Origin of the sequence: Actinoplanes sp. NPDC049598, from assembly GCF_040675435.1 — a bacterium.
Classification (GTDB): Bacteria; Actinomycetota; Actinomycetes; order Mycobacteriales; family Micromonosporaceae; genus Actinoplanes.
In genome coordinates this window covers 67,451-94,200 of record NZ_JBFAOX010000017.1, presented here as the reverse complement: position 1 = coordinate 94,200, position 26,750 = coordinate 67,451, and the positions used below count along the sequence as shown (strand labels likewise).

At 72.9% G+C, this 26,750-nt stretch carries 29 protein-coding genes; 12 read left to right on the top strand and 17 right to left on the bottom strand.

Annotation, left to right across the window (positions count from 1 at the left end; genetic code table 11):
* Window positions 1-109: 109 nt before the first annotated feature.
* Window positions 110-922 (top strand): alpha/beta hydrolase, encoded by an 813-nt coding sequence (locus AB0J66_RS32785; protein WP_364668965.1) that lies wholly within the window; start codon window positions 110-112, stop codon window positions 920-922.
* Here the strand turns inward: AB0J66_RS32785 and AB0J66_RS32780 are convergent.
* From AB0J66_RS32780 to AB0J66_RS32765, 4 genes are all read right to left on the bottom strand, one after another.
* Window positions 919-3,663, bottom strand: coding sequence for an AAA family ATPase (locus tag AB0J66_RS32780; protein ID WP_364668962.1), 2,745 nt, complete (start codon window positions 3,661-3,663; stop codon window positions 919-921). The genes AB0J66_RS32785 and AB0J66_RS32780 overlap by 4 nt on opposite strands.
* 456 nt (window positions 3,664-4,119) lie before the next feature.
* Window positions 4,120-4,269, bottom strand: a complete 150-nt coding sequence (locus AB0J66_RS32775; protein WP_364668960.1) for a hypothetical protein — start codon at window positions 4,267-4,269, stop codon at window positions 4,120-4,122.
* Window positions 4,269-5,426: a DUF4097 family beta strand repeat-containing protein gene (locus AB0J66_RS32770; protein WP_364668959.1), complete on the bottom strand. Its 1,158-nt coding sequence runs from the start codon at window positions 5,424-5,426 to the stop codon at window positions 4,269-4,271. The genes AB0J66_RS32775 and AB0J66_RS32770 overlap by 1 nt, the downstream gene beginning before the upstream one ends.
* Before the next feature lie 49 nt (window positions 5,427-5,475).
* Window positions 5,476-5,967 carry a hypothetical protein gene (locus AB0J66_RS32765; RefSeq protein WP_364668956.1) on the bottom strand — a complete coding sequence of 164 codons (492 nt, stop codon included), beginning with the start codon at window positions 5,965-5,967 and terminating at the stop codon, window positions 5,476-5,478.
* Window positions 5,968-6,176: 209 nt separating this feature from the next.
* On the opposite strand from AB0J66_RS32765, the gene AB0J66_RS32760 reads away from it, so the two are divergent.
* Together AB0J66_RS32760 and AB0J66_RS32755 are read left to right on the top strand one after the other, a co-directional pair.
* Window positions 6,177-6,917 (top strand): ABC transporter ATP-binding protein, encoded by a 741-nt coding sequence (locus AB0J66_RS32760; protein WP_364668954.1) that lies wholly within the window; start codon window positions 6,177-6,179, stop codon window positions 6,915-6,917.
* Window positions 6,917-9,445 (top strand): ABC transporter permease, encoded by a 2,529-nt coding sequence (locus tag AB0J66_RS32755; protein WP_364668952.1) that lies wholly within the window; start codon window positions 6,917-6,919, stop codon window positions 9,443-9,445. The genes AB0J66_RS32760 and AB0J66_RS32755 overlap by 1 nt, the downstream gene beginning before the upstream one ends.
* On the opposite strand, the gene AB0J66_RS32750 is transcribed toward AB0J66_RS32755, so the two are convergent.
* Window positions 9,414-10,076, bottom strand: coding sequence for an HAD family phosphatase (locus AB0J66_RS32750; protein ID WP_364668949.1), 663 nt, complete (start codon window positions 10,074-10,076; stop codon window positions 9,414-9,416). The two genes, AB0J66_RS32755 and AB0J66_RS32750, sit on opposite strands and share 32 nt — an antisense overlap.
* Before the next feature lie 94 nt (window positions 10,077-10,170).
* Here AB0J66_RS32750 and AB0J66_RS32745 point away from each other — a divergent pair, with 94 nt between their 5' ends.
* Window positions 10,171-10,890, top strand: coding sequence for a DUF2071 domain-containing protein (locus AB0J66_RS32745; RefSeq protein ID WP_364668947.1), 720 nt, complete (start codon window positions 10,171-10,173; stop codon window positions 10,888-10,890).
* Here the strand turns inward: AB0J66_RS32745 and AB0J66_RS32740 are convergent.
* A complete protein-coding gene (locus tag AB0J66_RS32740; protein ID WP_364668945.1) occupies window positions 10,877-11,002 on the bottom strand; it encodes a hypothetical protein in 126 nt (41 codons plus the stop codon). The two genes, AB0J66_RS32745 and AB0J66_RS32740, sit on opposite strands and share 14 nt — an antisense overlap.
* 111 nt (window positions 11,003-11,113) lie before the next feature.
* Between AB0J66_RS32740 and AB0J66_RS32735 the strand changes: the two genes are divergently transcribed.
* The gene (locus tag AB0J66_RS32735; protein ID WP_364668942.1) at window positions 11,114-11,368 is read left to right on the top strand and encodes a YggT family protein; all 255 of its coding nucleotides are present in this window, start codon (window positions 11,114-11,116) and stop codon (window positions 11,366-11,368) included.
* Here AB0J66_RS32735 and AB0J66_RS32730 read toward each other — a convergent pair.
* From AB0J66_RS32730 to AB0J66_RS32715, 4 genes are all read right to left on the bottom strand, one after another.
* Window positions 11,361-12,104 (bottom strand): hypothetical protein, encoded by a 744-nt coding sequence (locus tag AB0J66_RS32730; RefSeq protein WP_364668940.1) that lies wholly within the window; start codon window positions 12,102-12,104, stop codon window positions 11,361-11,363. The genes AB0J66_RS32735 and AB0J66_RS32730 overlap by 8 nt on opposite strands.
* Window positions 12,105-12,117: 13 nt before the next feature.
* Window positions 12,118-12,837 carry an SDR family oxidoreductase gene (locus tag AB0J66_RS32725; RefSeq protein WP_364668937.1) on the bottom strand — a complete coding sequence of 240 codons (720 nt, stop codon included), beginning with the start codon at window positions 12,835-12,837 and terminating at the stop codon, window positions 12,118-12,120.
* 55 nt (window positions 12,838-12,892) lie between these two features.
* A complete protein-coding gene (locus AB0J66_RS32720; protein ID WP_364668934.1) occupies window positions 12,893-13,717 on the bottom strand; it encodes an AraC family transcriptional regulator in 825 nt (274 codons plus the stop codon).
* 331 nt (window positions 13,718-14,048) lie between these two features.
* Window positions 14,049-14,600: a hypothetical protein gene (locus AB0J66_RS32715; RefSeq protein WP_364668932.1), complete on the bottom strand. Its 552-nt coding sequence runs from the start codon at window positions 14,598-14,600 to the stop codon at window positions 14,049-14,051.
* A gap of 53 nt (window positions 14,601-14,653) precedes the next feature.
* Between AB0J66_RS32715 and AB0J66_RS32710 the strand changes: the two genes are divergently transcribed.
* A complete protein-coding gene (locus AB0J66_RS32710) occupies window positions 14,654-15,094 on the top strand; it encodes a GNAT family N-acetyltransferase (protein WP_364668930.1) in 441 nt (146 codons plus the stop codon).
* On the opposite strand, the gene AB0J66_RS32705 is transcribed toward AB0J66_RS32710, so the two are convergent.
* On the bottom strand, window positions 15,039-15,842 hold the full coding sequence (locus AB0J66_RS32705; RefSeq protein ID WP_364668927.1) for a CDP-alcohol phosphatidyltransferase family protein: 804 nt from the start codon (window positions 15,840-15,842) through the stop codon (window positions 15,039-15,041). The genes AB0J66_RS32710 and AB0J66_RS32705 overlap by 56 nt on opposite strands.
* A gap of 89 nt (window positions 15,843-15,931) precedes the next feature.
* Here AB0J66_RS32705 and AB0J66_RS32700 point away from each other — a divergent pair, with 89 nt between their 5' ends.
* The 3 genes from AB0J66_RS32700 to AB0J66_RS32690 all read left to right on the top strand — a co-directional run bounded on the left by AB0J66_RS32700 (window position 15,932) and on the right by AB0J66_RS32690 (window position 18,358).
* Entirely contained in the window at window positions 15,932-16,489 is a 558-nt protein-coding gene (locus tag AB0J66_RS32700; protein WP_364668924.1) for a phosphoribosyltransferase family protein, read from the top strand.
* A 98-nt stretch (window positions 16,490-16,587) separates the two neighbouring features.
* Complete coding sequence (locus AB0J66_RS32695) at window positions 16,588-17,457, top strand: PAC2 family protein (RefSeq protein ID WP_364668921.1); 870 nt, start codon at window positions 16,588-16,590, stop codon at window positions 17,455-17,457.
* 109 nt (window positions 17,458-17,566) lie between these two features.
* Complete coding sequence (locus AB0J66_RS32690) at window positions 17,567-18,358, top strand: GntR family transcriptional regulator (protein WP_364668919.1); 792 nt, start codon at window positions 17,567-17,569, stop codon at window positions 18,356-18,358.
* A 59-nt stretch (window positions 18,359-18,417) separates the two neighbouring features.
* Here the strand turns inward: AB0J66_RS32690 and AB0J66_RS32685 are convergent, their stop codons facing one another.
* The 6 genes from AB0J66_RS32685 to AB0J66_RS32660 all read right to left on the bottom strand — a co-directional run bounded on the left by AB0J66_RS32685 (window position 18,418) and on the right by AB0J66_RS32660 (window position 23,644).
* On the bottom strand, window positions 18,418-18,738 hold the full coding sequence (locus AB0J66_RS32685) for a hypothetical protein (RefSeq protein WP_364668917.1): 321 nt from the start codon (window positions 18,736-18,738) through the stop codon (window positions 18,418-18,420).
* Window positions 18,739-19,065: 327 nt separating this feature from the next.
* Complete coding sequence (gene mshC, locus AB0J66_RS32680; protein WP_364668914.1) at window positions 19,066-20,307, bottom strand: cysteine--1-D-myo-inosityl 2-amino-2-deoxy-alpha-D-glucopyranoside ligase; 1,242 nt, start codon at window positions 20,305-20,307, stop codon at window positions 19,066-19,068.
* Window positions 20,308-20,359: 52 nt separating this feature from the next.
* The gene (locus tag AB0J66_RS32675; protein ID WP_364668911.1) at window positions 20,360-21,175 is read right to left on the bottom strand and encodes an SCO1664 family protein; all 816 of its coding nucleotides are present in this window, start codon (window positions 21,173-21,175) and stop codon (window positions 20,360-20,362) included.
* Window positions 21,172-21,780, bottom strand: coding sequence for a DUF3090 domain-containing protein (locus AB0J66_RS32670; protein WP_364668909.1), 609 nt, complete (start codon window positions 21,778-21,780; stop codon window positions 21,172-21,174). Before AB0J66_RS32670 ends, AB0J66_RS32675 begins: the two co-directional genes overlap by 4 nt.
* A 110-nt stretch (window positions 21,781-21,890) precedes the next feature.
* The gene (locus AB0J66_RS32665) at window positions 21,891-22,592 is read right to left on the bottom strand and encodes a histidine phosphatase family protein (RefSeq protein WP_364668907.1); all 702 of its coding nucleotides are present in this window, start codon (window positions 22,590-22,592) and stop codon (window positions 21,891-21,893) included.
* On the bottom strand, window positions 22,592-23,644 hold the full coding sequence (locus AB0J66_RS32660; RefSeq protein ID WP_364668905.1) for an LLM class F420-dependent oxidoreductase: 1,053 nt from the start codon (window positions 23,642-23,644) through the stop codon (window positions 22,592-22,594). Before AB0J66_RS32660 ends, AB0J66_RS32665 begins: the two co-directional genes overlap by 1 nt.
* Window positions 23,645-23,773: 129 nt before the next feature.
* Here AB0J66_RS32660 and AB0J66_RS32655 point away from each other — a divergent pair, with 129 nt between their 5' ends.
* From AB0J66_RS32655 to AB0J66_RS32645, 3 genes are all read left to right on the top strand, one after another.
* Window positions 23,774-24,769 carry an aldo/keto reductase gene (locus AB0J66_RS32655; RefSeq protein WP_364668902.1) on the top strand — a complete coding sequence of 332 codons (996 nt, stop codon included), beginning with the start codon at window positions 23,774-23,776 and terminating at the stop codon, window positions 24,767-24,769.
* A 141-nt stretch (window positions 24,770-24,910) separates the two neighbouring features.
* Window positions 24,911-26,095 carry a histidine kinase gene (locus tag AB0J66_RS32650; RefSeq protein ID WP_364668899.1) on the top strand — a complete coding sequence of 395 codons (1,185 nt, stop codon included), beginning with the start codon at window positions 24,911-24,913 and terminating at the stop codon, window positions 26,093-26,095.
* Window positions 26,088-26,744, top strand: a complete 657-nt coding sequence (locus tag AB0J66_RS32645; protein WP_364668896.1) for a response regulator transcription factor — start codon at window positions 26,088-26,090, stop codon at window positions 26,742-26,744. The genes AB0J66_RS32650 and AB0J66_RS32645 overlap by 8 nt, the downstream gene beginning before the upstream one ends.
* Window positions 26,745-26,750: the final 6 nt, after the last annotated feature.

Here is a 26,750-nt window from a genome sequence, read left to right as displayed (position 1 = left end):
CCTCCTTCTCAGACCCGGCGGCGGCCCGATGCGTGACAGGGGTGTCACGCATGGCGCGTACGCGTGGTCCTCCGGGCGAGTCGCACGATCCCAGAGGAAGGGACAGCACATGATCAGGCACCGATCACGCGCCACCTCGGCGATCCTTCTCGCCGCGGTCGCGCTCCTGGCGCTCGCCGCCGGGCCCGCGTCGAGCGCCGCCGCCCGGCCGCCGAAACCGACCGTCGTGCTCGTGCACGGGGCGTGGGCCGACGCGTCGAGCTGGAACAAGGTCATTCCCCGGCTGCTCGCCGACGGCTATCCGGTCGTCGCGCCGGCCAACCCGCTGCGGTCGCTCAGCGGCGACGCGGCCTCCATCCGGGCCTACCTGCAAACCGTCCCGGGCCCGGTCGTGCTGGTCGGTCACTCCTACGGCGGCGCGGTCATCACCAACGCGGCGACCGGGCTGAGCAACGTCAAGGCCCTGGTGTACGTCAACGCGTTCGCCCCCGATCAGGGTGAGTCGCCGCTCGCGCTGGCCGGGCCGGACTCCGCCCTGTCGGCCGATCCCACCACGGTCTTCGACTTCGTGCCGGCCACCCTGCCGCCGACCGCCACCACGGATCTCTACCTGAAGAGGTCGACCGTCTTCACGTCCTTCGCGACCGGGCTCAGCAACCCGGACAAGGCGCTGGTGGCGGCCACCCAGCGGCCGGCCGCGTTCGGCGGGCTGGCCGACACGTCCGGGACGCCCGCGTGGCGGACCATCCCGTCCTGGTACCTCATCGGGACCAAAGACGTGATCATCCCGGCCGGCGTGCAGCGGACCATGGCCCGGCGGGCCGGCTCCACCGTGACCGAGTACAACGCCGGGCACCTCGGGCTGATGTCGGACCCGAGGACCGTCACCGCCGGGATCGAACGGGCCGCCCGGGCCGGCTAACCGGTCTCCGAGGGGCGCAGCTGCCGGCGGGAGGTGATGCCCAGCTTGGTGAAGACCTTGCGCAGATGCCACTCGACGGTGTGCGGGCTGAGGAACAGCTGGGCGCCGATCTCGGCGTTGGTCAGCCCGCGGCCGGCGAGCCGGGCGATGTGCGCCTCCTGCCCGGTCAGGGCGTCGCTGATCCGGGCCGCCCGCTCGGCCACCGGGGCGCCGGCCGCGGCCAGCTCGTGGCGGGCACGCTCGGCGAACGCGCCGGCCCCGGCCGCGGCCAGCATGTCGTAGGCCAGGCGGAGCTGACCGCGGGCGGCCCGGCGGTGGTTCTCCCGGCGCAGCCACTCGCCGTAGAGAAGATGGCACCGGGCCAGGTCCGTACGGATCCTGGTCCGGCCCAGATGCTCGATCGCCCGCCGGTACAGCGCGTCGGCCGCCTCCCCCTCGGCCACCAGGGCGCCCGCGCGGGCCAGCGCGCCCACGGCCCAGTCGGTGCCGGCGGCGCTCGCGGTCACTTCCAGGCGGCGGTACGCGTCGGCCGCCGTGTCCCGGTCGCCGCTGCGTACCGCCGCCTCGACCAGCTCGGACAGCGCCCAGTAGGCGAGGGCCGAGTGGATCGGATGGGCCGCGGCCGCCCGGGCCGCCGTGACCGCCTCCTGGTAGCGGGCCAGGCCGTTGAGCAGCACCGACCGGGCCCAGTGGACGAGCAGGACGCCGGCCGCCTCGCCGCGGGCCACGACGTCGGCCAGGGCGGCCTCGATCAGCGGCCCGGCGACCGCCTCGTCACCCCGCCAGGCGGCCACCGTCAAGGCGCCGTACGGGGCCAGCGCGACCCCGGTCGCCTCGCCGATCGCCTCGATCTCGGCCACCCGCGACGCGGCCGAGGCGTGCTCCCCGGCGAAGATCTCCACGCAGGCCAGCGAGCTCAAGGTCAGCGGCAGTGAGCTGAGGTCGCCCTGGGCCCGGGCCACGTGCACGTGCCGGGCCGTCACGACCGCCCAGGTCTCGTCGTCCCACACGTCGGCCGCGGCCATCCCGGCCAGCCACAGCCAGGCCTGGTCGTCGCCGCCGGCCCCGCTCCCCCGGAACGCCCGCAGCGCGCCCAGCACCAGCGGCGCCGCGACGTCGTAGCCGTCGGTGCGGGCCACCGCCAGGCTGTCCAGCAGGTCGTCACCGGGCCGGGCGTTCGCCGGCCGCGGCGCCGCGAGGACCGCCCGTGCCACGTCGGCGACCCCGGCGCCCTCGGCGAAACCGGCGGCGAGGCTGGCCGCGCCCAGCGCGTCCCGGTACGTGTCGCGGGCCAGCCCGGCGTCCAGCGGCTCGAGCCGGCGGGCGGCCTCGAGCAGCAGCCGCGGCGCGGCCATGTCGTGCCCGGCGGCGAACGCGATCTGGGCCCGCATCAGGTTGACCATGGCCCGGTGCCGCTCCGAGGCCGGGCCCTCGTCGGCGGTGAGCAACAACTTCAGCGCGGTCTCGAAGGCGCCGCAGCGCATCTCGGCCTCGGCCGCGGCCAGGGCCCGGGCGGCCCGGGTGGCCGGGTCGGGCGTCAGCTCGGCCGCCCGGCGCAGGAACTCGGCCGCGGCCGCGACGCCGCCCCGGCGCTGGGCCCGCTCGGCCGAGCCGGCCAGCTCGGCCGCGACCTGCTCGTCGGCCTCGTCGGCGGCCCCGGCGCGATGCCAGGCCCGCCGGTCCGGGTCGGTGGCCGCGTCGGTGGCCCGGGCCAGGGCCCGGTGGACGTCGCGGCGCTCGGCCGGCGACGCCGCGCGATAGACGGCCGTACGGACCAGCGGGTGCCGGAACCGGACCCGCGACCCCAGCTCGATCAGGCCCGCCGCCTCGGCCGGGGCGCCCGCGCCGGCCGGCAGATCCAGCAGGCGCGTCGCGCGGCGCAGCAGGCCGGCGTCGCCCAGCGGCTCGGCCGCGGCGGCGAGCAGCACGGTCTGCGCCGGCTCGGGCAGCGACCGCATCCGCTGCTCGAAACTCCGCTCGATCTGGGTGGCCAGCGGCCGGGCGTCGGGCCGGCCGAACCCGCCGGCCAGCTCGGCCGCGGTCAGCCCCCGCGGCAACTCCAGCAGCGCCAGGGGGTTGCCGCGGGTCTCGGCGACGATCCGGTCCCGTACCTGCGCGTCCAGGCGGCCCGGCACGGCCGAGTCGAGCAGGGCCCGGGCGTCCTCGTCGGGCAGGCCGTCCACCCGCAGCTCGGGCAGGCCACGCCACTCGGGGCCGGCCGCCGCCTCCCGGATCGCGAAGAGAAGCCCGACCCGCTCGGCCAGCAACCGCCGGGCCGCGAAGGTCAGGGTCTGGGCCGAGGTGCTGTCCAGCCACTGCGCGTCGTCGATCAGGCAGAGCAGGGGCTGCTCCTCCGAGACCGCGGCCAGCAGGCTGAGCACGGCCACACCGACCAGGAACCGGTCCGGGGCCGGTCCGGCGGCGTCACCGAAGGCGACCGCCAGCGCTGCCCGCTGCGGATCGGGCAGCCGGTCACGCCGGTCCAGCATCGGCGCGCACAGCTGATGCAGGCCGGCGAAGGGCAGCTCCATCTCGGACTCGGCGCCCGCGGCCCGGGCGATCCGCGCACCGTCCGCACGGCCCGCGACATACTGCAGCAAAGCCGACTTCCCAACCCCGGCCTCGCCGCGGACCAGCAGGGCCCGGCCCCGCCCGGCGCGCACGTCAGCCACGGTTCTCTCCAGGACCGCACGCTCCGCCCGCCGGCCACGGAGCACGCGCGGCGCGACACCGCTCGTCATGGCTGACCCCCCGAAACCGAGGCTAAGCCCGCTCCGCGGCCCGGGATAGATCCTCCGGCCCGCCGTCACGAGCAGATTGCGACCATCGCGCGGGCATCTCGGACAAACCGCCACCAGCGCGAGGTCGCAGGGCGGGCTCGAGGCCCGGCCTCGCGCGGAATGCGGGCGCGGGGGCGCGGGGCCCGGCCTCGCGCGGAATGCGGGCGCGGGGCCCGGTCTCGCGCGGAATGCGGGCGCCGGGGCGCGCGGGGCCGCGGGGCCCGGCCTCGCGCGGAATGCGGGCGCCGGGGGCGCGAGGGACGGGGCCGCGGCCTTGCCCGGCATGCGGACGCGGGCCCGCGCGAGACGCTGGGCAGGCTCGCGCGAAGCGTGGGGTGGGGTGGGGTGGGGTGGCACAGGCTTGCCAGGGCACGGCGAACGCCCCGAGCGGGGCTCGGGGCGTTCGCGGGCGGCCGCTCAGTCGCGGCGCGGGTTGGGGGTGGGGCCCCGGCTCACGGGCCACTCCGGCGGGGCGAAGCGGCCGGTACGGCCTTTGCGGCCGGTGAGCAGGCGGCGGCGGACGCCGCGGGCGGAGCTTTCGATGCCGAAGCGGTTGTCGGGGAGCATCAGACTGCCTTCCTCTCGGTGGTGGCGCGGTGGATGTGGATGTCGCCGCTGGCGGTGCGGACCCGCAGCTCGATGGAGCCGGGGCCGCCGGCCTCGGGCGGGAGCACGTCGTCGGGCACGGGCTCGGGCTCGGCCTCGGACGTGGGCGCGGGCCCGGCGTCCCGAGCGGAGGCGGCGTCCGGTCCGGAGTGGAATCCGGGACCGGGGTTGAAGCCAGGACCGGGGCCCGGGCGGAAGTCAGGACCGGGGCCGGGACGGAAGTCGGGACCGGGGTGGAAGCCGCGGCCGGGGCCGTAGTCGCCGAAGTCGGGGACGCGCACGGACTGCAGCATCGCCTTCAGGCCGGGCACCGCGTTGAGCCCGGGCAGGTTGTCCAGGTCGACGAAGGCGCCCAGGCCGACGCCGCCGGGCCCGGCCCCGTGCCCGGGCCCGGTCGGCGCCGACTCCGCGGCCTCCGGGCGGAGGTCGCTGGTGGTGCGGCCGGAGGCGCTGCTCAGGTCGAGCCAGACGCGGGTGCCGGCGGCGATGCCGACGCTGACGTCACCGGAGGCCGACCGGATGTCGCCGGCGCCGTTGACCATGCGACCGATTTCGATGTCGCCGCTGGCCACCGACGAGCGGATGGAGCCGCCGAGGCTGTCGATGCGGATGTCGCCGCTGGCCGTCTTGGCGCTGACGTCACCGGTGACGTCACCGATGCGCAGGTCGCCGGAGGAGCTTTCGGCCTTCAGTGAGCCGCCGACCCGGCGTACATGCAGATCGCCGCTGGCCGCGGTGAGCGCGGCGTCGCCGGTGACCTCGTCCACCGAGACGTCGGCCGAGGCCAGGTCGAGCCGCACGAGCGACCACACCCCCTCGGCCCGCACGTCGGCCGAGGTGCTGCGCCCGGTCAGGCCGCTGCCGAGCGGGACCCGGGCGGTGATGCGCAGTTTCGGGAAGCGGCGCAGGCGCCAGCCGGAGTCGGCCCCGGGCGCCTCGATGAGCAGGTTGTCACCGTCGAGGACGACCCGGGTGCGGTCGGCCTCTTCCTGGTTCTTGTCGTCGTAGGGCTCGACGTCGACCTGGACGGAGTCGCGGGACTCGGCGACCAGGTCGACCGTGCCGTTGATGGCACGCAACGCCACCACGACCGGGGTGGGGTGCTCGAACTCGTACATCTGCATCTCCTGAGGGAAAGGCCTCACCGAGGGTGAAGGTCAAGGGGTCCTAGGCCTGGAAATATCCGGTGATGCGCTTGGCCGAGCGCGTCGTGTACGGCGGGGGCGCCGCCGGGCCGTTGACGGCCGCGGTGACGGCGCGCACGAGCCAGGCGTTGACCGAGATGCCCTCGGCCGCGGCGGTCTGCTCGACGTGGGTCTTGAGCGACTCGGGCATGCGCAGGGTGAGCCGGGTGAGGTCGCCGCCGTCGACCGGCGGGGGCGGGGCGGCCGGCGGGGCGGGCGGCTCCACCGTGGGCGCGTGCTGGGTGACCACGAGGTCGGCCTCGCGGCCGCGCAGCCGCACCTCGACGCTGGCGTCCTGCAGGCGGGTGGTGATCTCGGCGGCCGCGTCGGAGAGCGCCTCCAGCATCGCCAGCCGGGCGGAGGGTTCGAGCGAGTGGCCGAGCAGCTCGGCCGCACGGGTGGTCTCGGGGCCGCCTGGCGCGGCGGCCGCGGCCAGGTCGGCCCGGAGGCTCTCGAGGTACGGCGTCAGGTCCATGTCACCACTATGACGTCATTGGTGACGTCAGTCAAGCGTCAGGGTGACATCTCAGGGACGTCCCTGATGCCGCCTAAGGATTCCCCGTACCGAAATCTCCGCGTCGCGGTACGCCCCTGGGCGGACGTTTCCGCCCCCGTGCGCCGAAACACTGAGTCGGCACGGGCCGGCCGACGGGGGCGGCCCGCACGACCAGGGGGCAGGACGACATGAATGGGACGCCGGTGGCGGCGCGAGCCGAGGAAGTGTGGAAGGTGTACGGCTCCGCGGAGGCGCGTGTGGTCGCCCTCCGCGGTGTGAGCGCGAGCTTCGGCCGGGGCCGGTTCACGGCCATCATGGGCCCGTCCGGCAGCGGCAAGTCGACGTTGATGCACTGCCTGGCCGGGCTCGACACGGTCACCCGGGGCGCCGTGCACATCGGCGACACCGAGGTGACCGGGCTGGGCGACAAGGCGCTGACCCGGTTGCGCCGGGACCGCGTCGGCTTCATCTTCCAGCAGTTCAACCTGCTGCCGACGCTGACCGCGGCCGAGAACATCCGGCTGCCGATGGACATCGCCGGCCGCAAGCCCGATCCGCAGTGGTGGGACACGGTGATCAGAACCGTCGGCCTCGAGGACCGTCTCGGGCACCGGCCCAGCCAGCTCTCCGGCGGCCAGCAGCAGCGTGTCGCCTGCGCGCGGGCCCTGGTCAGCCGCCCCGACGTCATCTTCGCGGACGAGCCGACGGGCAACCTCGACTCGAAGTCGGGCGCCGAGATCCTGTCGTTCCTGCGCGACAGCGTGCGCGAGCACGGCCAGACCATCGTCATGGTGACCCACGACCCGGTGGCCGCCAGCTACACCGACCGGGTGGTCTTCCTGGCCGACGGCGAGATCGTCGCCGAGCTGGACAACCCGACCCCGGAGACGGTGCTCGAGGCGATGAAGTCCGGGGAGGTGCTGGTCTGATGCTGCGCGCGACGCTGAAGAGCCTGCTCGCCCGCAAGCTGCGGCTGGTCCTCTCCGGCTTGGCCGTGGTGCTCGGCGTCATGTTCGTCTCGGGCGCCTTCGTCACCACCGACACCCTCGGGCGTACGTTCGACAACCTGTTCACCGAGGGCTACGCGACCACCGACGTCGCCGTCACGGCCAAGCCCAAGGTCGCCGTGGCCGAGATGGACGGCGAGGAGGTGCCCACACCCCTCAAGGCCTCCGTCGTGGACGAGGTGGCCCGGGTCGAGGGGGTCAGGGACGCCATCGGCTCGATCGGCGTCGACGGCGCCCGGGTCATCGGCTCCGACGGCAAGGTGGTGACCAGCTTCGGCCCGCCGCGCATCGGCGCCAACTGGACCGGCCTGGACGCCATCATGCAGATGCGCCAGGGCCGCGGGCCGGCCGCCGACTCCGAGATCGCGGTCAACGCCGAGGTCGCCAAGGCCGCCGGCATCAAGGTCGGCGACCAGGTGGCGGTGCTGACCCAACTCCCCAAGAAGACGTTCACGCTGGTCGGCGTCTGGGGTTACACCAATGACCGCGACTCGATCGGCGGCGTGCAGGAGGTCGCCTTCACCACCCCGGTCGCCCAGCGTTCCATGATCGGCCAGACCGGCGTCTTCACGCAGGTCACGGTCCGGGTCGACCAGGGTCAGACCCCCGAGGCCGTACGGGACCGCATCGCCGCCCGGCTCGGCGACGCGTACGTCGTGAAGACCGGAACGCAGCTGGCCGAGGAGAGCTCGGCCAACTTCAAGGAGGCCCTGAGCTTCTTCAACAACATCCTGCTGGGCTTTGCCGGGGTGGCCCTGTTCGTCGGCATCTTCCTGATCCTCAACACGTTCTCGATCATCGTGGCCCAGCGGACCAAGGAGCTCGCGCTGATGCGGGCGCTCGGGGCCAGCCGCCGCCAGGTGATCAACTCGGTGCTGACCGAGGCTGTCGCCATCGGGCTGATCGCCGCGGTGCTCGGCCTGGGCGCCGGCGTCGGCGTGGGCGCGCTGCTGGTCTGGCTGTTCGGCCGGATGAGCGGCGGCATGGACCCGGCCACGGTCGGCGTGCCACCGGCGGCCGTCCTCAGCGCGCTGATCGTGGGCGTGGTGGTCACCGTGGTGGCGGCGGTGCTGCCGGCGCTGCGGGCCTCGCGCATCCCGCCGGTGGCCGCGATGCAGGACGTGGCGACGCCGGACCGGCCGCTGACCAAGGTCACCGTGGCCGGCGCGATCGTCGGCGCGGCCGGGGCGGCGCTGCTCGGCGTCGGGCTGTACGGCACGAGCTCGCTGATGCTGATCCTGGCCGGGGTGCTGGTCACCTTCATCGGGGTCGCGCTGCTCACGCCGCTGATCTCCAAGCCGGTGGTGGCGCTGCTGGGCCGGTTGTTCTCCTGGTCGGTGCCGGGGCGCCTGGGCCGGCTCAACTCGGGCCGCAACCCGCGCCGGACGGCGATCACGGCCGCGGCCCTGATGGTCGGCATCGCGCTGGTCACCGGGGTCACCGTGGTCATGGACTCGGCCAAGCAGAGCCTGGCCGCGCAGGCCGACGACACCATCAAGGCGCAGATCGTCATCGCCGGGGGGCAGAACGGGCCGCGGCCACCCACCTTCGACGAGAGTGTGCTGGCCCGGACGCGGGAGCTGCCGGGGGTCCGCTCGGCCGCCGGGTTCTGGCAGGAGCAGGCGCTGGTCGACGGCAAGCGGACGTACGTCGACGCCACCGACGACCTGGGCAAGCTCGCCGACGCGTACGGCACCCCGGGGTTGACCACCTTGCGCGACGACCAGATGGCCATGAGCTCGCAGGAGGCCGCGGACCGCGGCTGGACCGTCGGCAGCGTCCACGAGGTCCAGCTCCCCCGCGGTGAGCTCCACCGATACACGCTGGTGGCGACCTACGACGAGAAGGGCATCCCCGGCACGTACATGCTGCCGGCGGCCGCGACGAAGGAGTTCGGCATCACCCAGCCGATCTTCGGTTTCGTCCGGCTCGACGAGGGCGTCGCCGTGGACCAGGTGCTGCCGCAGGTCAAGCAGCTCGTGGCGGACAGCCCCGAGGTCAACGCGACCGACCGCAGCGCCTTCATCGCCCAGCAGACCAGCTTCTTCGACACGGTCATCACGATGGTGCAGGTGCTGCTGGGCCTGGCGATCCTCATCGCCGTGCTGGGCGTGGTCAACACCCTCGCGCTGAGCGTGCTGGAGCGCACGAGGGAGCTCGGCCTGCTCCGGGCCGTCGGCCTGGGCCGCGCGCAGACCATGCGCATGGTCACGGTCGAGTCGGTGGTCATCTCGGTCTTCGGCGCCCTGCTCGGCGTCGTGGTCGGCGCCGGGCTGGGCACCGCGGTGGTCCGGGCGCTGGACGGCGAGGGCATCACCGACCTGGTCCTGCCGTGGGACCGGATGGGCCTCTACCTGGGCCTGGCCGCCCTGGTCGGGGTCCTGGCGGCGGTGCTGCCGTCGATCCGCGCGGCCCGGCTCAACGTTCTGTCGGCAATAGCCCACGACTGACGAGCAGGTGGGCCAGATAGTCGGGGTCCACCCCCACCAGCGAGGTGCGCAGGTGGACCCCGTCGGTCGGCGGCAGCTCCAGCTCGGCCGGCACGGCCAGCACGACCGCCCCCGAGGCGAGCGCGCTGGCCACGCCGGTCGGGGAGTCCTCGATGGCGACGCACTGCTCGATCGGCACGCCCAGCAGGGTGGCCGCGGTCCGGTAGGGCTCGGGGTCGGGCTTGGGCATGCGAACCTCGTCGCCGACGACCACGACGTCGAAGTTCTCGGCGCCCAGGGTCTTGAGGGCGACCTCGACCAGGCGGCGTCCGGTCGAGGTGACCAGCGCGGTCGGCAGGCCGGCCCGGCGTACGGCCTGAAGCAGCTCCAGAGCGCCCGGGCGCCACACCAGCCCTTCGCCGAACAGCTCGAACACGCGGTCGGTGAGCCACTGCACGTCCGGGGCCTCGGGCCGGTCGGGCTGGCCCAGGTCCTCCCGCAGGATGCGCATGCTGTTGGCCATGCTGCTGCCGATCATGGCGTGCCGCGCGGCCGGCGAGAGGACCCCACCGGCCCGGGCGGCGAGCTCGTGCAGCGCGACCTCCCACACCTTCTCGCTGTCCACCAGCGTGCCGTCCATGTCGAAGAGCACCGCTGCGGGTCGTCGCGCGTTCAGGATGAGCCCCTATCCGTGTGTCGTTGCCTGGGCTTTCATTGTCGCCGAGCCGCCGCGTAGCTTCAGGCGCATGAGAGACGTCTCACTGGCCGAGCCCGTCACCGCCACCACGCCGCGGCCGGTGCGGCGCCGGCTGATGGGCCAGCGCTGGGCCGAGGTGACGTTCCTGCACTGGCCGCTCGACCCGGCGGTGGCCGCGCCGCTGCTGCCGGCCGGGACCGTGCCCGACACGCTCGGCGGCGTCACCTACGTGGGGCTGATCGCGTTCCGGATGGAACGCGTCCTGCACACCCCCTACTTCGGTAGGTTCCCCGAGACGAACGTGCGTCTCTACTCTGTGGACTCGCAGGGCCGGCGCGGGGTCGTCTTCCTCTCGATGGAGGCCTCCCGCCTCGTTCCGGTCCTTCTCGCGCGGGCCACCCTGGCCCTGCCGTACAACTGGGCGCGTATGCGCCTGACCAGGGAGGGGGACCATGTCACCTATGCCACGCGCCGCCGCTGGGGCGCCCGGGCCGCAAGCGCCATGACGATCCGCGTCGGCGAGCCGGTGACCGCGCCGACGCCGCTCGAGCTGTTCCTCACCGCGCGCTGGGGCCTGCACAACACCGCCTGGGGGCGCACGCTGCACCTGTCCAACGAGCACCCGCCCTGGCCGCTGCACCGCGCCACGCTCGAGTCGCTGTCGGACGAGCTCCTCCCGGCCGCGGGCCTGCCGGCCCCGCCCGGCCCGCCGGTCAGCATCCTCTACTCCCCCGGTGTCCCGGCGGTCTTCGGCCCTAGCGCTTCCTGACGACCGACACGTCGGTGGCGACCTGGAAGTCGATGCGCCCGCCGTGCGCCTGGACCACGGCAGCGGCCGCGGCGTCGGCCGCCTCACCGAAGACCGTCCGCCGCTCACGCATGGTTTCTCCGTCTCAGAAGGCCCACAGCAAGCCCACAGTTTTCCGACGCACAGTAGGGGCACCAACCCATCCGGTCACTGGAGGTCTTTCGTGGGTCCTGTCCTAGCCCTAGTGAGCTTCGCGCTCCTGCTTCTGCAGCTGCTGCTCGTGGCCCGGGCGGTGCTGGACTGGAGCGTGGTGCTGGCCGGCCCGGCCGCTCCCGGTGGTGTGCGCTCGCGGCTGACCAGCGGTGTCTTCGCCCTGACGGAGCCGATCCTGGCCCCCGTCCGCCGCGTGGTCCCGCCGCTGCGGGCCGGCGGCATGGCGATCGACCTGTCCTTCATCATCGTGTTCTTCGCGATCGTGCTGCTGCGCTCGTTCATCTAGTCCCGTCACCGTGCTGAACCCAGAGGTTCTCCTCCACGTAGACGCCACGGTCCCGCTCGACGTCGACACGTACCAGGTTCAGGGCGTCGGGCACCACGTAGTCGTAGGTCACCGGGAAGACCATCTCCGTCCAGCTCTCCCACTCGGCGACCGTGCCGGTGATCACCATCGACTCGGCGGCCGGCCCGAGGATGCGGGCGCCCATCCGCTGATGGGTGCGGATCCACGGGTCGATCGACAGGCCGTCGGCCCGCGTCCACGTCGCGTACTCGGCCATCGGCACGGTCGGGTACCGGTGCTTCCAGGTCGGCCGCAACGGCGCGATCACCTTCGAAAGACCTTGGCCGTACGCCCGGCGGGTGAGCTCCCGGAGCACAGCGGTCGCGAGACCCCGCTTGTCGTGGGCCGAACCGACCGCCGCGGCCATGAAGCTCAGCGCCGTCGGTGCCGTCCCCGCCTCGTGACCTTCGACCGCCCGTACGAGCGCGTCGTCGTAACCCGTCGGCAGGCCGGCCACCGTGCCGTCCCAGGCCAGCGGCACACCCCAGCCCCCGGCCACCACCGCGCCGTCGTCGTCGAGCGCCATCACGTCGAACTCGCCGAAGTGCTCCTCGACGCGGCCCAGGTATTTCTTGGGCACCTCGTCGTGGAAGATGAACTCCGGCCACCGCTCCCGGAAGACCGTCGCGGCCTCGTCCTGCAGCTCGGGGTGATCGGCCCGCGTCACTATCTGCACGGCGCGAAGCCTCTCACAGGAACAGGCCCCCGGTCGCCCGGATGTTCTGCCCGGTGACCCAGCCCCCGTCGGCCGACGCGAGGAACGCCACCACGGCCGCCACCTCCTCCGGCCGCCCGAGCCGGCCCAGAGAGGTCTGCGCCGCCGCCCCCGCGAGCGCCTCCGCCGAATTCTCCCCGCGCAGCAGGTCGGTGTCGGTCGCACCGGGCGACACCGTGTTGACGGTGATACCCCGCGGCCCGAGCTCCTTGGCCGCCACCGCGGTGATCTGCTCGAGCGCGCCCTTGGTCGCGCAGTAGAGCGCCAGCCCCGGCCCCGCCACCACAGTGTTCAACGTCGAGATGTTCACGACGCGCCCGCCGTCACGCAGCAGCGGGATCGCCTCCCCAATCGCCAGCAAGGGAAACTTCACGTTCGCCGTGAACGCCCGGTCGATGTCCTCCGCACCGAGCTTCTCGATCGCCGTCGCCCCCACCACCGCCGCGTTGTTGACCAGGATGTCGAGCCCGTCCCGCACCGGCTCCAACATCACCGCAACGTTGCCCGGATCCGCCTGATCGGCCCGCACCGCCACGCTCCCCGGCACCCGCGCCTCGACCTCGCCGGCCGCTTCCCGGTTCCGCCTGTACGTGAACACCACCCGCGCCCCGTCCGCGCCGAGCCGCTCCACGATCGCCCGCCCGATCCCGCGCGAACCCCCGGTAACCAGCGCCGTCTTCCCCGTAAGCCTCATGCCGGCAAGCTAGGCCGCTCCCCCGCCGCCCGTCTTGAACGAATGCGCACCGCTCTCACAGCGGTTCGTGCTGGAACAGCGACCGCAGCTGGGTCGGAGTCACGCCGGCCAGCGCCCGAACCTCCCGCGTCAGATGAGCCTGATCGGCATACCCGCTGTCGGCGGCCGCCGCGGACAGCGCCATCCCCCGGCCGAACTGCCCGGCGACCCGCTGGAACCGGCTTATCCGGGCCACCGAGCCCGGCGACAGCCCGACATCGCGCCGGAACCCGCGCTCGAGGTTGCGCCGGCTCACTCCCAGCTCGGCCGCGACCTCACCGATCCGCGGCGCCCCGGTCCGCTGCAGACGCCGCCAGGCCACCATGACAGCCCGATCTGGCCCCGTCGCCCGGGGCACATCAGCTGCCCAAAATGCTCGCCCGGGCCCGAGCACACCGCCCAGCAGCATGTCGAGCAGCTTGTAGCGCGCTGCCCAGCTCGGCTCCGCGGCGAGACGCCCCGGCAGCTCGGTCGCGCGGGCCCCGATCAGATCGGCCAGCGGCACGGTCTCCCCGGCCAACTCCCCCATCGGCACCCCGAGCAGAGCCGCCACCCCGGCCGGCGTGAGCCCCACCGACACGCCGTGACCCCACATCGAGTCCCCCCACGCCGTCGCCTCCGCCCGCGGCCCGGTCACCAGCCCCGATGGCGAATCGAAGTCGATGACCAGCGTCGTGTAGGCGAGCGCCAGCAGCCGATGAGCCACCGGCTCCCGCGTGCCCGAGCGAAAACCGGCATACCCCACCACATGCCGAAGGAGCCTCGGGTGGGCCGCCCCCACCGCCACCTCACAGGCCGCCGCCGGCGACTCCACCGGCACCGAATGCACCTGCGCCACCATCGGTGAAACCCCCGCTCCGTTGCTCCGGCACGCCCCTGGTCCGGCTCAACGGCATGCCGGCCGGCGAGGTGCCCGACCGCGAGACCGGCTGCCCAGCCACGCCGTCGCCGCACCACCGATCGACCGCGCGCGCCAACGGCCGGAGCCCGCCCTCCCAGGGGGAGCCCCCGCAGGTCATTATTCCGGAGGTGGCCATGATCAGGCGGGGCGCCTGTGGACGGCGGGTGATTGTGGATACCCCCTGGCGGGTCCCGGGGTGGCCTACTCTCGACCGGATGCCGGCGGCCTGCTCCCGACCAGATGCCGGTGGCCTGCTGGGGGGCGGCGTGGCTCAGACCTTGGCGGGGATGCGCCGGTGGAGCTCGGCCAGGAGGACCTCGGGGCCCGGGGACATCAGGCCCACATCCACCAGGTACGCGGTCCGGCCGTTGCGGCGGCGGGTGCGGGGGGCGCGGCCCGGCCCCGCCAGCTCCTGGGCGAATTCGCCGTCGACCGGGGTGACGATCAGTTCGGTGAAGGGGCCCCGGTAGCGCAGCGCCACGGTGTCGACGCCGGACCAGGGCAGGTGGACGGGGCGGCGGCCGGTGGCGGCGAAGTCGAGGCCGCGCATGCTCGTGTGCAGCCAGCCGAGGCGGCGCCAGGCCAGCAGCATGATCAGGGCGGAGACGACGACCGGGACGATCAGGGCCAGCTCGACGTAGCGGACCAGGTCGCCGGCAGTAGGGGTGTCGCCGAGGGCGGCCCGGAGGGCGGCGAACAGGGCGAGGGTGGTGACCCAGACGGCCGCCACGACCCACAGCATGGTGACGTAGACGTTGGCCCGGGGCTGGAAGAACGTCAGCGTGTCGTCGTCCGGTCCGAGGACTTCGTCGATGTGCGCCACGATTGGATTATGGCCGATTTGACGGGATATAGCGGGATTATAGGCAGGTGGGCGTGACGCGACTGACCGGGCCGCCGTACGGCGAGGCGGCGAGGGTGCTCGACGAGTACCGCCAGCATTACGGGGCGAATCCGGCGCCCGAGGCGGTCGAGGCGTGGCTGCGCGAGCAGGTCGAGTCGGCGAAGATGAAGGTCTGGCTGGCCGATGACGCGATCTGCACGGTCGCGGTCGTGCCGGCCGCGCTGACCCTGCGCACGGTGTGGCTGATCCGCGACCTGTACGTACGCCCGGAGGCCCGCCGTCAGGGCCGGGCCCGGGCGCTGCTGGCCGTGGTCGAGCAGGAGGCCCGGGCCAGCGGCGCGCACCGGCTCTCCCTGCAGACCGAGACCACCAACGCCCGGGCCATCGACCTGTACGCCACCAGCGGCTTCCGGGCCGTCACAGAGGTGACAGTGATGGACGACGTGCTGCCGCCGCCTCCCGCACCTTCGTGAAGTTGCGGAAGCGGTAGATCAACAGCAGTTCGAACGCGGTGAGCATGACCGCCGAGAAGATCGTGGCCACGATGACCTGATGAACGAGCGGGCCGACGATGAAGACGAACATCATGAACTCGATGCCGCTGAACAGATGCGGCCGGATACGCCGGCCGACGAGCAGGTTGCGGTACTTCCACCAGCCCGGCGCGACGGTCGCCCCGACCGGGGCCGACGGCTGCGTCTCGGTCACCGGCGGCGGGACGTCGTCCTTGGTCAGCTCGGCCCGGACCTTGCCCATCTCCAGCGCGTTGAGGTAGCGGAACATGTCCAGGAAGATCACCAGGCCGGCCAGCCACACGTACATGAAGTTGTGCGTCGCCTCGTACTGCCCGCCGAACAGGCCGACCGCGCAGGCCAGCACCCGCAGCCGGTCGAAGACGTAGTCGAGCCACGATCCGAACGCCGACGACTCCTCACGCAACCGGGCGATCTTGCCGTCCATGCAGTCCAGGACGAAGCTGAGGTGGAACAGCAGCGCGCCGGCGAGCAGCCAGGGGTAGCTCGCCCGCCAGAAGCACAGCGCCGAGCCGAGGCCGACCAGGAAGGCCAGGACGGTCAGCCGGTTCGGGGTGACCGACCGGAACGGCGCCACCAGACGGATGAGCCGGGAGGCCAGCGGATCGACCAGCAGGACGGTCCACCACGCGTCCTTGTCCTTGTATGTCCGTGACCGGATTTCGCCGAGAGTGTAGTGCCGCGCCATGCCGCAACTCCGTAAGAGTGAAGATCAGACCGCGCGGACCTTACTAGAACATGAACCAGCCGTCCTAGCGTTAACGGAAGGAAAACACGGTGGAGTCCAGCCACGTCACCGGTGAGATCGAGGCGGTGATCCTGACCGAGGAGCAGATCCTGACCCGGGTCGGCGCCCTCGCCGCCGAGCTGCACGAGCGGTACGGCGACCGCGTGCCCGTCTTCGTGGGCGTGCTCGGCGGCGCCGCCACCTTCACGGTCGACCTGACCCGGGCCTATCCGGGCCAGGTCGAGATCGGCTGGATGGCGATCAAGTCGTACAGCACCCGCAATCGCGCCTCGGGCTCGGTCCGGCTGCTCAAGGACCTCGACGTCGACATCCGCGACCGGGACGTGATCATCGTGGACGGTGTCATCGACACCGGCCTGACCATGTCCTGGCTCATCGCCAACCTGGCCCAGCGCGGGCCCCGGTCGATCGCGGTCTGCGCCCTGCTGCGCAAGCCGGAGACGGCCCGGTTCGGGGACACGCGGACGTCGATCGGCTTCGACGTGGGTCCCGGTCTGATCGTCGGCTATGGCCTCGATCACCAGGGCCGCTACCGCAACCTCCGGTGCGCCGCGGTCCTGGCGAGAACCGCGGTCCAGCCCTCCTAAATCACCACAAAAACGGGCGAATGGCAGGAAGCGGGCGTGTGACACCCCGGCGGCGCGGCCGACGGGTGCTGCGCTCCACCCGCAAGTAGTCTTTGGCTATGACTGAGTTCGACGGCCTTCCGCTGCTCCGCTCCCCCGTGGCCATCGCTGCCTTCGAGGGCTGGAACGATGCCGCGGACGCATCGACCGCGGCCGTGGAACACCTCGAGCAGGTGTGGCAGGCTCGCGAGATCTCCACCATCGACCCGGAAGACTTCTACGACTTCCAGGTCAGCCGCCCCACGGTCACCATGTCCGACGGCGAGACCCGCAAGATCGAGTGGCCGACCACGCGCTTCACCGTGGCCAGCCCGCCCGGCAGCGACCGTGACGTCGTGCTGATCCGCGGCATAGAGCCCAGCATGCGCTGGCGCACCTTCTGCGAGCAGATTCTCGAGGTCTGCCACAGCCTCGAGGTCAACCGGATCGTCCTGCTGGGCGCCCTGCTGGCCGACGTGCCGTACACCAGGCCCCTGCCGATCAGCGGCTCCGCGACCGACAAGGGCGCGGCCGAGCGGTACAAGGTCGTCCCCACCCGGTACGACGGTCCCACCGGCATCGTCGGCGTGCTGCAGGAGGCCGCCGGCAAGGCCGAGCTCGACGCGCTGTCGTTCTGGGTCCACGTGCCGCACTACGCGAACAACCCGCCCTGCCCCAAGGCGACGCTGGCCCTGCTCAGCCGCCTGGAGGACGTGCTCGACCTGCCGGTGCCCATGACCGACCTGGCCGAGGAGGCCGACGAGTGGGAGAAGCGGGTCCGCGCCGCCGCCGAGCAGGACGCGGAGCTCGGTGAGTACGTCCGCGAGCTCGAGGAGCGGGTCGGCGACGAGGGCATCCAGCCGCTGACCGGCGACGAGATCGCCAGCGAGTTCGAGAAGTACCTGCGCCGCCGCGGCGGCTCGGCCGGTCCCACCGCCGGCTCCTGGTGAAGTGAGGGCCGGCGGCCGCGGACAAGGCCGCCGGCCGATAACGCGTGTCGCTGCACGGGACGACACAGTGCCTACCGCATCCTAGGAACCTAGGGTCTAGGAGGTCGGTATGACGATCAATCCCGGCGCCGCGGAGTTCCCGCACAGGCAGATCGCCACGCAGCTGCGTGAGCGGATCCGCCGCGGCGATTGGCAGCCCGGCGAGCGGCTGCCGTCCATCCCGGCCATGGCGGAGATGTTCGGCGTGGCCAAGCAGACCGTGCAGCGCACGGTCGACCAGCTGCGGGTCGAGGGCATCCTGATCACCAAGCCCGGGTCCGGCACGTACGTCCGGGGCACCCGCCGCCGCCTGAACCGCCTGTCGCGGGGCCGCTACGGCGCTCACCGCGGTTATCACGCCGATCTGGCCGCGCGGTACCGCCAGCAGTTGGTCAGTGTCGGCCGCGAGCCGGCCCCACCCGAGGTGGCCGACGCGTTCGGCGTGCGGGACGGCACGGAGATGCTCGTCCGCCGGCACATCGTCAAGACCGACGACGCGACGGTCGAGCTCGGCGCCTCTTGGTTCCGCGTCACCGACGCCGGCGGTACGTCCCTGGAGCGCCCCGAGGCCTTCGGGCGCCCGCTCTACCAGGAGGCGGAGGAGGTGCTCGACAAGCGGTACGCGTCGGCGACCGACACGATCAGCGCCCGCCAGCCCAGCCGGGACGAGGCCGAGATCCTCCAGATCCGCCCCGACACCCCGGTCCTGCACCTGCTGCACGTCGCCTTCGACGAGACCCGCAAGCCGATCGAGGTCGCCCAGGCCACCTGGCCCGGCCCGATGACCACGCTCACCGAGGAATACAAGATCCCGGCCCCCGTCCCCACGCCCGACCCGGGCCCGGGTCTGGCCCTCACGTAGCCCGCACAGCGAAAACCCGGGGCCCCTCACGGGAGCCCCGGGTCTCAGTCAACGGCAGATCAGCCGCCGAGGATGCCGCCGGTGCCGAGGATGCCGAGGCCCAGGCCCTGGTTGCCCTCACCGTTCGGGCTGAGGACGTTCAGCAGCGCGAACTGGCTGTTGTTGTCGTTGTCCTCACGGTTGAGACGGTAGTCGAGGTCGTAGTTCGACGAACGGTAGTCGAAGTCGTAGTCGATGTCGGTGCCATCGCCCCAGGGGTTGTTGGCAACAGCAGCGGCGCTGCCGTTGTGGGAGACAGCGGCCGAGGCGGGACCCGCGAAGGCGAGGGTTCCACCGGCAGCCAGCAGCAGACCCGCAACGTACATGACCGGACGACGCATGGTGATTCCTTTCGGACGATTGTTTGACCACCGAAAGTCTGGACGATTGAAGATCAAAATGTGGCTGATTTCGGCTAATTACGACCAATAGCGTACAAATTTCCCGAACTGCCCAGTAACCCAAGATCATCATCTAGGGTCGCCTCGGGGGCGTCTCGGCCGTGATGCCGAACAGCGCTCAAACAGCTCGTCATCCGGCCAAAACCCGCGACACGCCGAAAACAAGCGCCCGGCGATCCGAGGGATCACCGGGCGCTTGGAGGCGGCATCGGCGGTGGGCGCCCGGGCGGGTTCGGGGAAAGCGGGGCGCCGCGGGCCGGCCGAAGGTCAGAGGCGGACGCCGAGGAGCGCGTCCACGGTGCGGGCCATGAGGGCCGGGGCCTGGTCGTCGTCGCCGGCCGAGGACAGGGCGGCATCGGCCCACGCGTCCACCACGGCCAGCGCGGCCGGGGCGTCCAGGTCATCGGCCAGGCTCGCGCGCACGGCGGCCAGCAGACCCTCGCCGGACGGGCCGGACGGGGCGCTCGCGGCCGCGCGCCAGCGGGTCAGGCGCTCCTCGCCGGCCTTGAGGACCTCGTCGGTCCACTCCCGGTCGCTGCGGTAGTGCCCGGAGAGCAGACCCAGCCGTACGGCCATCGGGTCGACGCCGTCGCCGCGCAGGCGGGAGACGAACACCAGGTTGCCCTTGGACTTCGACATCTTCTCGCCCTCGAGGCCGATCATGCCGGCGTGCACGTAGTGGCTCGCGAAGGGCGCCGCGCCGGTGAGCGTCTCGGCGTGGGCGGCCGAGCACTCGTGGTGCGGGTAGATCAGGTCGCTGCCGCCGCCCTGCACGTCGATGGTGTCGCCGAGCAGGTTGAGCGCGATCGTCGCGCACTCGATGTGCCAGCCGGGACGGCCGGGGCCGAGGTCCCCGCCGTCCCAGGCCGGCTCGCCGTCGCGGGCGCCGCGCCACAGCAGCGGGTCGAGCGGGTCCCGCTTGCCGGCCCGGTCGGGGTCGCCGCCGCGCTCGGCCGACAGGACCGTCATTTCGGACCGGCTCAGCGAGGACTCGTAACCGAAGCGGGGGGCCGCGGCGATGGAGAAGTAGACGTCGCCGGTGCCGTCATCGAGGGTGTAGGCGGCGCCCGAGGCGACCAACTCGAGGACGTGGGTGACGATCGACGGGATCGACTCGACCGCGCCGACGTAGTGGGCCGGCGGGATGATCCGCAGGGCCTCCATGTCCTCGCGGAACAGGGCCGTCTCGCGCATGGCCAGGACCACCCAGTCCTCGCCGTCACGCTCGGCCCGCTCCAGCAGCGGGTCGTCGATGTCGGTCACGTTCTGCACGTACGTGACGTCGTGGCCGTTGTCCCGCCAGAGGCGGTTGACCAGGTCGAACGTGATCATCGTGGCCGCGTGGCCCAGGTGGGTCGCGTCGTACGGGGTGATGCCGCAGACGTACATCGTGGCCGGCCCGCCCGAGGGCGCCGAGGCGAAAGCCGCACGGCGGGCCGTGTCGAACAGGCGGGGCGGCTCCCCCGAGCCGGGCAGGGTCGGCACGTCGTGCCCGGTCCAAGCGTCCATGGTTCGCAAGCCTATCCAGTTGGTAGGAACAAAGACGGGCGACCGTGACCGACTACACGGGCGGCCACGGGATCGCGGGCCAGTCCTGCGGCGGCTGCGGGAAGCGGCCGGCGCGCAGCAGGCGCTTCGCGCGCAGGCGTACGTGCTGGACCTCGGAGATCGTGAGGTGCTCCTCCAAGGCCGGCCCGAGGTCGCCGTCGAGCGCGGCCACCAGGGACGTCAGGACCTCGGCGGCCTCGGGGATCAGCGGCTTTCCCGTCCAGCCCCACAGGACCGTACGCAGCTTGTTCTCCACGTGGAAGGAGACGCCGTGATCGACGCCGTGGATCGACCCGGTGGACGGGTAGAGGACGTGCCCGCCCTTGCGGTCGGCGTTGTTGATCACCGCGTCGAAGACGGCCAGCCGGGCCAGCCGGGGATCGTCGGCGTGGGCGAGCGCGTAGGCGTCCCCGTCCTCGTCCCGGGCGTTGGCCACGGCGAGCCAGCCGTGCGGCACGTCGTAGGCCGGGACGAAGCCGATCAGCGGCGACAGGTCATCGGGCTCGTCGATCCAGAGCTGCAGGGCGCCCGGCCCCAGCGGCCCGTCCCGCAGGATGGTCGGGGGCACGAGATCCCAGCCCGTCGCCCGCGACACGAGGTAGGCCGAGATCTCCCGACCGGCCAGCGTGCCGTCCGGGAAGTCCCACAGCGGCTTCTCGCCGCGCACCGGCTTGTAGACGCAGCGCCGGGTCAGGCCGTTGAACGAGATCTCGGCCCGCAGCGTGGTGTTGGACGCGTCGACGAGGCGGCCCTCGATCTCCATCTCGCCGTGGGCGAGCAGGTCGAGGGCGTCACTCTCGGCGAGCGCCGCCGCGGGCTCCGCCGTCACCGGTGGTAACCGTTGTGCCGGGGGCAGAGGTGGCCGGCCGGGTCGAGCGGCTGGCCGCAGAGTGGGCACGGGGGACGGCCGGCGGCCACCACGCGGCGGGCCCGGTCGATGAAGGCCCGGGTCGCCTCGGGGGTCAGCCGCACCCGGAGCCGGTCGAGGTCGTCGTCGGGCTCGTCGTCCTCATCGTCGTCGTCCTCGACGTCGTCGTCCTCGTCTTCGTCGTCGGGGTCGGCGCCGAGCTCGATCTCGACCTCGGACTCCCCCGCCTCGATGGCCTCGATCACCACGGTGCTCGAGTCGACGTCGAAGGCGAGCCCCAGCGTGCCGACGCGGAACTCCTCGTCGACCGGGGTGTCGAGCGGCTCGTTGTCGTGCCCGGCGAGCATCGCGGTCTCGGGCAGCGAGACCCCGAACCGTTTGTTCGCCTCGACGAGCAGTTCCTCGAGCTTCTCGGCGAGGAGCGACACCTGGACCTTCTCCAGCGCGACGCTGATCACCCGGCCGCCGCCGCGGGCCTGGAGGAAGAAGGTCCGGTCACCCGGCTCGCCCACCGTCCCGGCCACGAACCGCTCCGGCGGCTCGAAGGAGTGCACCTGGTGGGTCATGAGGACAACCCTATCCACCCTCCCCGGCCCTCGCGCATCCCCACGGGGCCGGGTTCGCCCACGGCGCAACGCACACCAGCCAGCGGTGACACGCCGGTCACACTGCGCTCCTAAACCCCACTCCCGGCCCCGCCGCCGACGGCGGCATCCGACTGCGCGGCGGGTTGCCCACCGTCCTTGGCCGCCGCGGGCGGGGGTACGAGGGAGGCCAGGTCGGAGGTGTCGTTGACGCGCACGACGAACGGGCGGGTCGGGGTGTACCGGATGACGCTCACCGAGGCCGGATCCGCGACGATGCGCTGGAACTGGTCGAGGTGCAGCCCGAGGGCGTCGGCCACGATGGCCTTGATCACGTCACCGTGGCTGCACACCACCCAGAGCGCCTCCGGGCCGTGCTCGGCGGTGATACGCGCGTCCCAGCGCCGCACGGCCCCGACCGCGCGGGCCGACATGGCTGCCATCGCCTCGCCGTTGGGGAAGACCGCCGCGCTGGGGTGCTGCTGCACCACCGGCCACAGCTCCTCCTTGGCCAGCTCCTTGAGCGGGCGGCCCTCCCAGTCGCCGTACCCGCACTCGGTGAAGTCGTCGTCGACGACCGGCGTGACCCCGGGCAGGGCGAGCTCGACCGTGGTCCGGCAGCGGATCAGCGGGCTGGTCACCACCGCGGCCAGCGGCAGCGCGCGCAGCCGCTCGCCGGCCCTCTCGGCCTGGCGGCGGCCGGTGTCGTCGAGCTCCACCGGCCGCCGGCCGGCCAGCTCGCCGGTCGCGTTGGCGGTGGTCCGCCCGTGCCGGAGCAGAAGGACGGTGGCCACTACTCGGCCACGCCGGACTCTTCGTACGCCTCGGCGACGATCCGGAGGGTGTCGAGGCCGCTCTTCAGGTCGCCGACGTAGGGGCTCACCGACAACGTGCCGACGCCGGCGGCAGCGTACTGCCTGATCCGCTCCTTGACCTGGATCTTGTTGCCCAGAATCGAGGTGCGCTCGATGAACTCCTGCGGCACGGCCTCCGCCGCCTCGGCCTTCTTGCCGCTCAGGTAGAGCTCCTGCACCTTGGCCGCCTCGTCGGCGTAACCCATGCGGACGGCCAGCTGATTGTAGAAGTTCTGCTCACGGCTGCCCATGCCACCGACGTAGAGCGACGCGTAGGGCCGGATCACGTCGGCGCACCACGCCACGTTGTCGCCGAGCACCACCGGCACCGTGGGCGCGACGTCGAAGCCGGTCAGGCCGAGGCCCTTCTTGGCCCGGCCGCGCTCGATGTGCTGCAAATACTCCCCCGCGGCGTCGGGCGCGAAGAAGATGGCGAGCCAGCCGTCGGCGATCTCGCCGGCCAGCTCCAGGTTCTTCGGGCCGACGGCGGCCAGGTAGATCGGGATCTGCTCGCGCGGCGGGTGGAAGCCGAGCCGCAGCGCCTTGCCGGGGCCGTCGGGCAGCGGCAGCGTGTAGTGCTCACCCTGGTACGACACGGGCTGGCGGGCGATCGCCATCTTGACGATCTCGACGTACTCCCGGGTGCGGGCGAGGGGCTTGGCGAAGCGGACGCCGTGCCAGCCCTCGGAGACCTGCGGCCCGGAGACGCCCAGCCCGAGCCGGAAACGGCCGCCGGAAAGGGTGTCGATGGTGGCGGCGGTCATCGCGGTCATGGCCGGGGTACGGGCCGGGATCTGCATGACGGCGGCGCCGAGGTCGATCTGCTGCGTCTGGCCGGCGATCCAGGCGAGCATGCTCACCGTGTCCGACCCGTAGGCCTCGGCCGACCAGGCCACGGCGTAGCCGAGCCGGTCCGCCTCCTGCGCCATCGCCAGATGATCCTGCGGCGTGCTCCACGCCGACTGATAGCCGAGGCTGAGTCCCAGTCGCACGTTCGCTCCCCTCCGTTTTCGCTGTTCGAAGCCTACTGACGAACGCTGCGTGATCTCGGTCGGGTAACCGACGGGTTCCACCTGGGCGTCAGCATTTCCCTATGGAGACTGTCTGAATAAGGTTCACTCATGCAACAGCGACCGCTCGGCCGAAGCGGGCTGGCGGTCTCGCGGCTCGCCCTCGGCACCATGACCTGGGGCCGGGACACCGACCCGGACGACGCGGCCGCCCAGCTCAAACTCTTCCTCGAGGCCGGCGGCACCCTGCTCGACACCGCCGACGTGTACGGCGACGGCGACGCCGAGGCCGTGATCGGCTCCCTGCTCGACCACCTGGTCCCCCGGGACGAAGTGGTGATCGCCACCAAGGCCGGCCTCACCCCGCACGGCTTCCGCACCCGCGACGGCTCCCGCGGCAACCTGCTGCGCTCGCTCGACGCGTCGCTGCGCCGGCTCGGCACCGACTACGTCGACCTCTGGCAGGTCCACGGCTACGACCCGCTGACCCCGCTCGAGGAGACCCTGGCCGCCCTGGACCACGCGGTCAACAGCGGCCGCGTGCGATATGTCGGCGTCTCCAACTTCGCGGCCTGGCAGACCACGCGGGCGGCCACCTGGCAGGCCGCGTACCCCGGCCGGGCCCCGATCGTCGCCTCCCAGATGGAGTACTCGCTGCTCGAGCGGGGCATCGAGCGTGAGCTGCTGCCGGCCGCGGCCGCGCTCGGCTTCGGGGTGCTGGCCTGGTCGCCGCTGGGCCGGGGCGTGCTCACCGGCAAGTACCGCAACGGCCGTCCGCTCGACTCGCGGGCCGCCACCGAGCATCTGGCCGCGTTCGTGCAGACGTACCTCGAGCCCCGCAGCTCCAGCATCGTGCAGGCGGTGGTGACCGCCGCCGCCGGTCTCGGCGTCTCCCCGGTCGAGGTGGCGCTGGCCTGGCTGCGTGATCGGCCCGGGGTGGCCGCGCCGATCCTGGGCGCGCGCACGGCCGGGCAGTTGCAGGGCGCGCTGCTCAGCGAGGAGCTGACCCTGCCGGCCGAGATCGCCCACGCCCTCGACGACGTCTCGGCCATCGACGTCGGCTACCCCGAGCGTGAGGGCGTCGGCTACCCGGACGGCGAGGGCTGACCGGTCGCCGTCCTGCGCCCCCTGCTCCGCGCCGGCACCTACCGGCGCGGCGTCTTCCTCCTGCTGGGTGCGGTCGTCCTCCTGCCGTACGCGCTGACGGCCGGCCTGCTCGCCCAGGCGCTCCTGGTCAGCGACGACAACGTGCCCGGCGTGGTCGTGACGGCGCTGGTCGCGGCGGCGGTGGCGCTCGTGCCGCCGTTCCTCGGCGGCACCCGCGAACTGGAGATCTCGGCCGCCCGCGCTCTGCTGCAGGTCGACCTTCCCGCGCCGGCGCCCGGCCGCCTCCCGCTGGAGACCCGGCTGCGGGCCGCCCTCTGGTTCGGCCTGCACCTGGCCATCGGCGGGGTGGTCGCGGCCGCGGTCGGCATCGCGGTGCCGCTGGCGCTGATCGCCTTCGCCGAGCGCCTCGGCATCACCGAGGGCGCGCTGACCGGCACCGACGTCGGGCCGCTCGGTCCGGGCGACTTGTGGGCCTGGACGGCCGTCGGCCTGGTGCTGCTGATCGGCACCATCTACGCGGTCGCCGGCCTGGGCAAACTCGCCGCGACCATGGCCCCGGTGCTGCTGGGCCCGTCCCCGGCCGAGCGGCTGGCCGCGCTGGAGGCCCGCGAACGGCAACTGGCCCACCGCAACCGTCTCGCCCGCGAGCTGCACGACTCGGTCGGCCACGCCCTGACCGCGGTGACCCTTCAGGCCGGTGCCGCCGGCGCCGTCTTCGACAGGGACCCGGAGTTCGCCCGCCGGGCCCTGACCGCGATCGAGGACCTCGGCCGCAACGCCCTCGACGAGCTCGACGCGGTCCTGGGCGTCCTTCGCGAGGCCCCGCCCGGTGCATCCCCGCGCGAAGGGCCGGGTCGCGAAGGGGGGCCACGGCAGGAAGCGGAGATGCGGCGGGCGGCGCCGACGCTGGCCGAGATCGACCGCCTGTTCGCCGAGGGCGTGGACGCCGAGGTGGACGTCGGGGACCTGCCGCCGCACGTCTCCCGGGAGGCCTACCGCATCGTGCAGGAAAGCCTGACAAATGCCGCGAAACACGGAACCGGCACGGCGCGGGTGCGGATCGCCGCGGGCGGCGACCTGACCATCGAGGTCACCAACCCGCTCGCCGGCGGGCCCGGCGCCCGGGTCCGGGCCGGCGGCGCGGCGGGAAGCGGCGGGCCCCGTGCCCGGGTCCAGGCCGGCGGCGCGGCGGGAAGCGGCGGGCGAGGTCTGGACGGGATGCGGGAGCGGGTGCGGCTGCTCGGCGGCGAGCTGACGGCCGGGCCGCAGGCCGGCTCGTGGCGCGTCGTCGCGCGGCTGCCGATCACGGAGGGACGCCATGACTGACGGGCCGCTGCGCGTGCTCATCGTGGACGACGACGAACTGGTGCGGAGGGGCCTGCGGGCCATCCTCGACGCCGAGGACGACCTGACCGTGGTGGGTGAGGCCGGCGACGGGGCCGAGGTGGTTCCGGCGGCGGTCCGCCTGCGGCCGCACGTCGTGCTGATGGACGTACGGATGCCGCGGCTCGACGGTATCCAGGCGACCCGGCTGCTGATCGAGCGCGGTCCCGACCCGGCGCCGCGCGTGCTGGTCGTGACGACCTTCGAGAACGACGACCACGTCTACGAGGCGCTGCGGGCCGGGGCGGACGGGTTCCTGCTCAAGCGGGCCCGCCCGGCCCAGATCGTCGAGGCGGTACGCGTCGTGGCCCGCGGCGACTCGCTGCTCTTCCCGGCCGCGGTGCGCCGGCTGGCCGCCGCCCACCAGCCGTCGCGGGAGCTCGGCCTGCCCGGCGCCCGGCTGACCGACCGCGAGGCCGAGGTGCTCACGCTCATGGCGGAGGGTCTGTCCAACGCGGAGATCGCGGCCTGCCTCTTCCTCGGCGTCGAGACGGTCAAGACCCACGTCGGCAGCCTGCTCGGCAAGCTCGGCGTCCGCGACCGCACCCAGGCCGTCGTCGTCGCGTACCGCTCGGGGTTCATAGCGCCGTAGCTCCCC

What these genes read in the sequence shown, in the direction of transcription:
- AB0J66_RS32785 (WP_364668965.1), top strand. Translation starts at nt 110, where the DNA reads ATGATCAGGCACCGATCACGCGCCACCTCGGCGATCCTTCTCGCCGCG.
- AB0J66_RS32780 (WP_364668962.1), bottom strand. Translation starts at nt 3,663, where the DNA reads ATGACGAGCGGTGTCGCGCCGCGCGTGCTCCGTGGCCGGCGGGCGGAG.
- AB0J66_RS32775 (WP_364668960.1), bottom strand. Translation starts at nt 4,269, where the DNA reads ATGCTCCCCGACAACCGCTTCGGCATCGAAAGCTCCGCCCGCGGCGTC.
- AB0J66_RS32770 (WP_364668959.1), bottom strand. Translation starts at nt 5,426, where the DNA reads ATGTACGAGTTCGAGCACCCCACCCCGGTCGTGGTGGCGTTGCGTGCC.
- AB0J66_RS32765 (WP_364668956.1), bottom strand. Translation starts at nt 5,967, where the DNA reads ATGGACCTGACGCCGTACCTCGAGAGCCTCCGGGCCGACCTGGCCGCG.
- AB0J66_RS32760 (WP_364668954.1), top strand. Translation starts at nt 6,177, where the DNA reads ATGAATGGGACGCCGGTGGCGGCGCGAGCCGAGGAAGTGTGGAAGGTG.
- AB0J66_RS32755 (WP_364668952.1), top strand. Translation starts at nt 6,917, where the DNA reads ATGCTGCGCGCGACGCTGAAGAGCCTGCTCGCCCGCAAGCTGCGGCTG.
- AB0J66_RS32745 (WP_364668947.1), top strand. Translation starts at nt 10,171, where the DNA reads ATGAGAGACGTCTCACTGGCCGAGCCCGTCACCGCCACCACGCCGCGG.
- AB0J66_RS32740 (WP_364668945.1), bottom strand. Translation starts at nt 11,002, where the DNA reads ATGCGTGAGCGGCGGACGGTCTTCGGTGAGGCGGCCGACGCCGCGGCC.
- AB0J66_RS32725 (WP_364668937.1), bottom strand. Translation starts at nt 12,837, where the DNA reads ATGAGGCTTACGGGGAAGACGGCGCTGGTTACCGGGGGTTCGCGCGGG.
- AB0J66_RS32720 (WP_364668934.1), bottom strand. Translation starts at nt 13,717, where the DNA reads ATGGTGGCGCAGGTGCATTCGGTGCCGGTGGAGTCGCCGGCGGCGGCC.
- AB0J66_RS32705 (WP_364668927.1), bottom strand. Translation starts at nt 15,842, where the DNA reads ATGGCGCGGCACTACACTCTCGGCGAAATCCGGTCACGGACATACAAG.
- AB0J66_RS32695 (WP_364668921.1), top strand. Translation starts at nt 16,588, where the DNA reads ATGACTGAGTTCGACGGCCTTCCGCTGCTCCGCTCCCCCGTGGCCATC.
- AB0J66_RS32690 (WP_364668919.1), top strand. Translation starts at nt 17,567, where the DNA reads ATGACGATCAATCCCGGCGCCGCGGAGTTCCCGCACAGGCAGATCGCC.
- AB0J66_RS32685 (WP_364668917.1), bottom strand. Translation starts at nt 18,738, where the DNA reads ATGCGTCGTCCGGTCATGTACGTTGCGGGTCTGCTGCTGGCTGCCGGT.
- mshC (WP_364668914.1), bottom strand. Translation starts at nt 20,307, where the DNA reads ATGGACGCTTGGACCGGGCACGACGTGCCGACCCTGCCCGGCTCGGGG.
- AB0J66_RS32670 (WP_364668909.1), bottom strand. Translation starts at nt 21,780, where the DNA reads ATGACCCACCAGGTGCACTCCTTCGAGCCGCCGGAGCGGTTCGTGGCC.
- AB0J66_RS32655 (WP_364668902.1), top strand. Translation starts at nt 23,774, where the DNA reads ATGCAACAGCGACCGCTCGGCCGAAGCGGGCTGGCGGTCTCGCGGCTC.
- AB0J66_RS32645 (WP_364668896.1), top strand. Translation starts at nt 26,088, where the DNA reads ATGACTGACGGGCCGCTGCGCGTGCTCATCGTGGACGACGACGAACTG.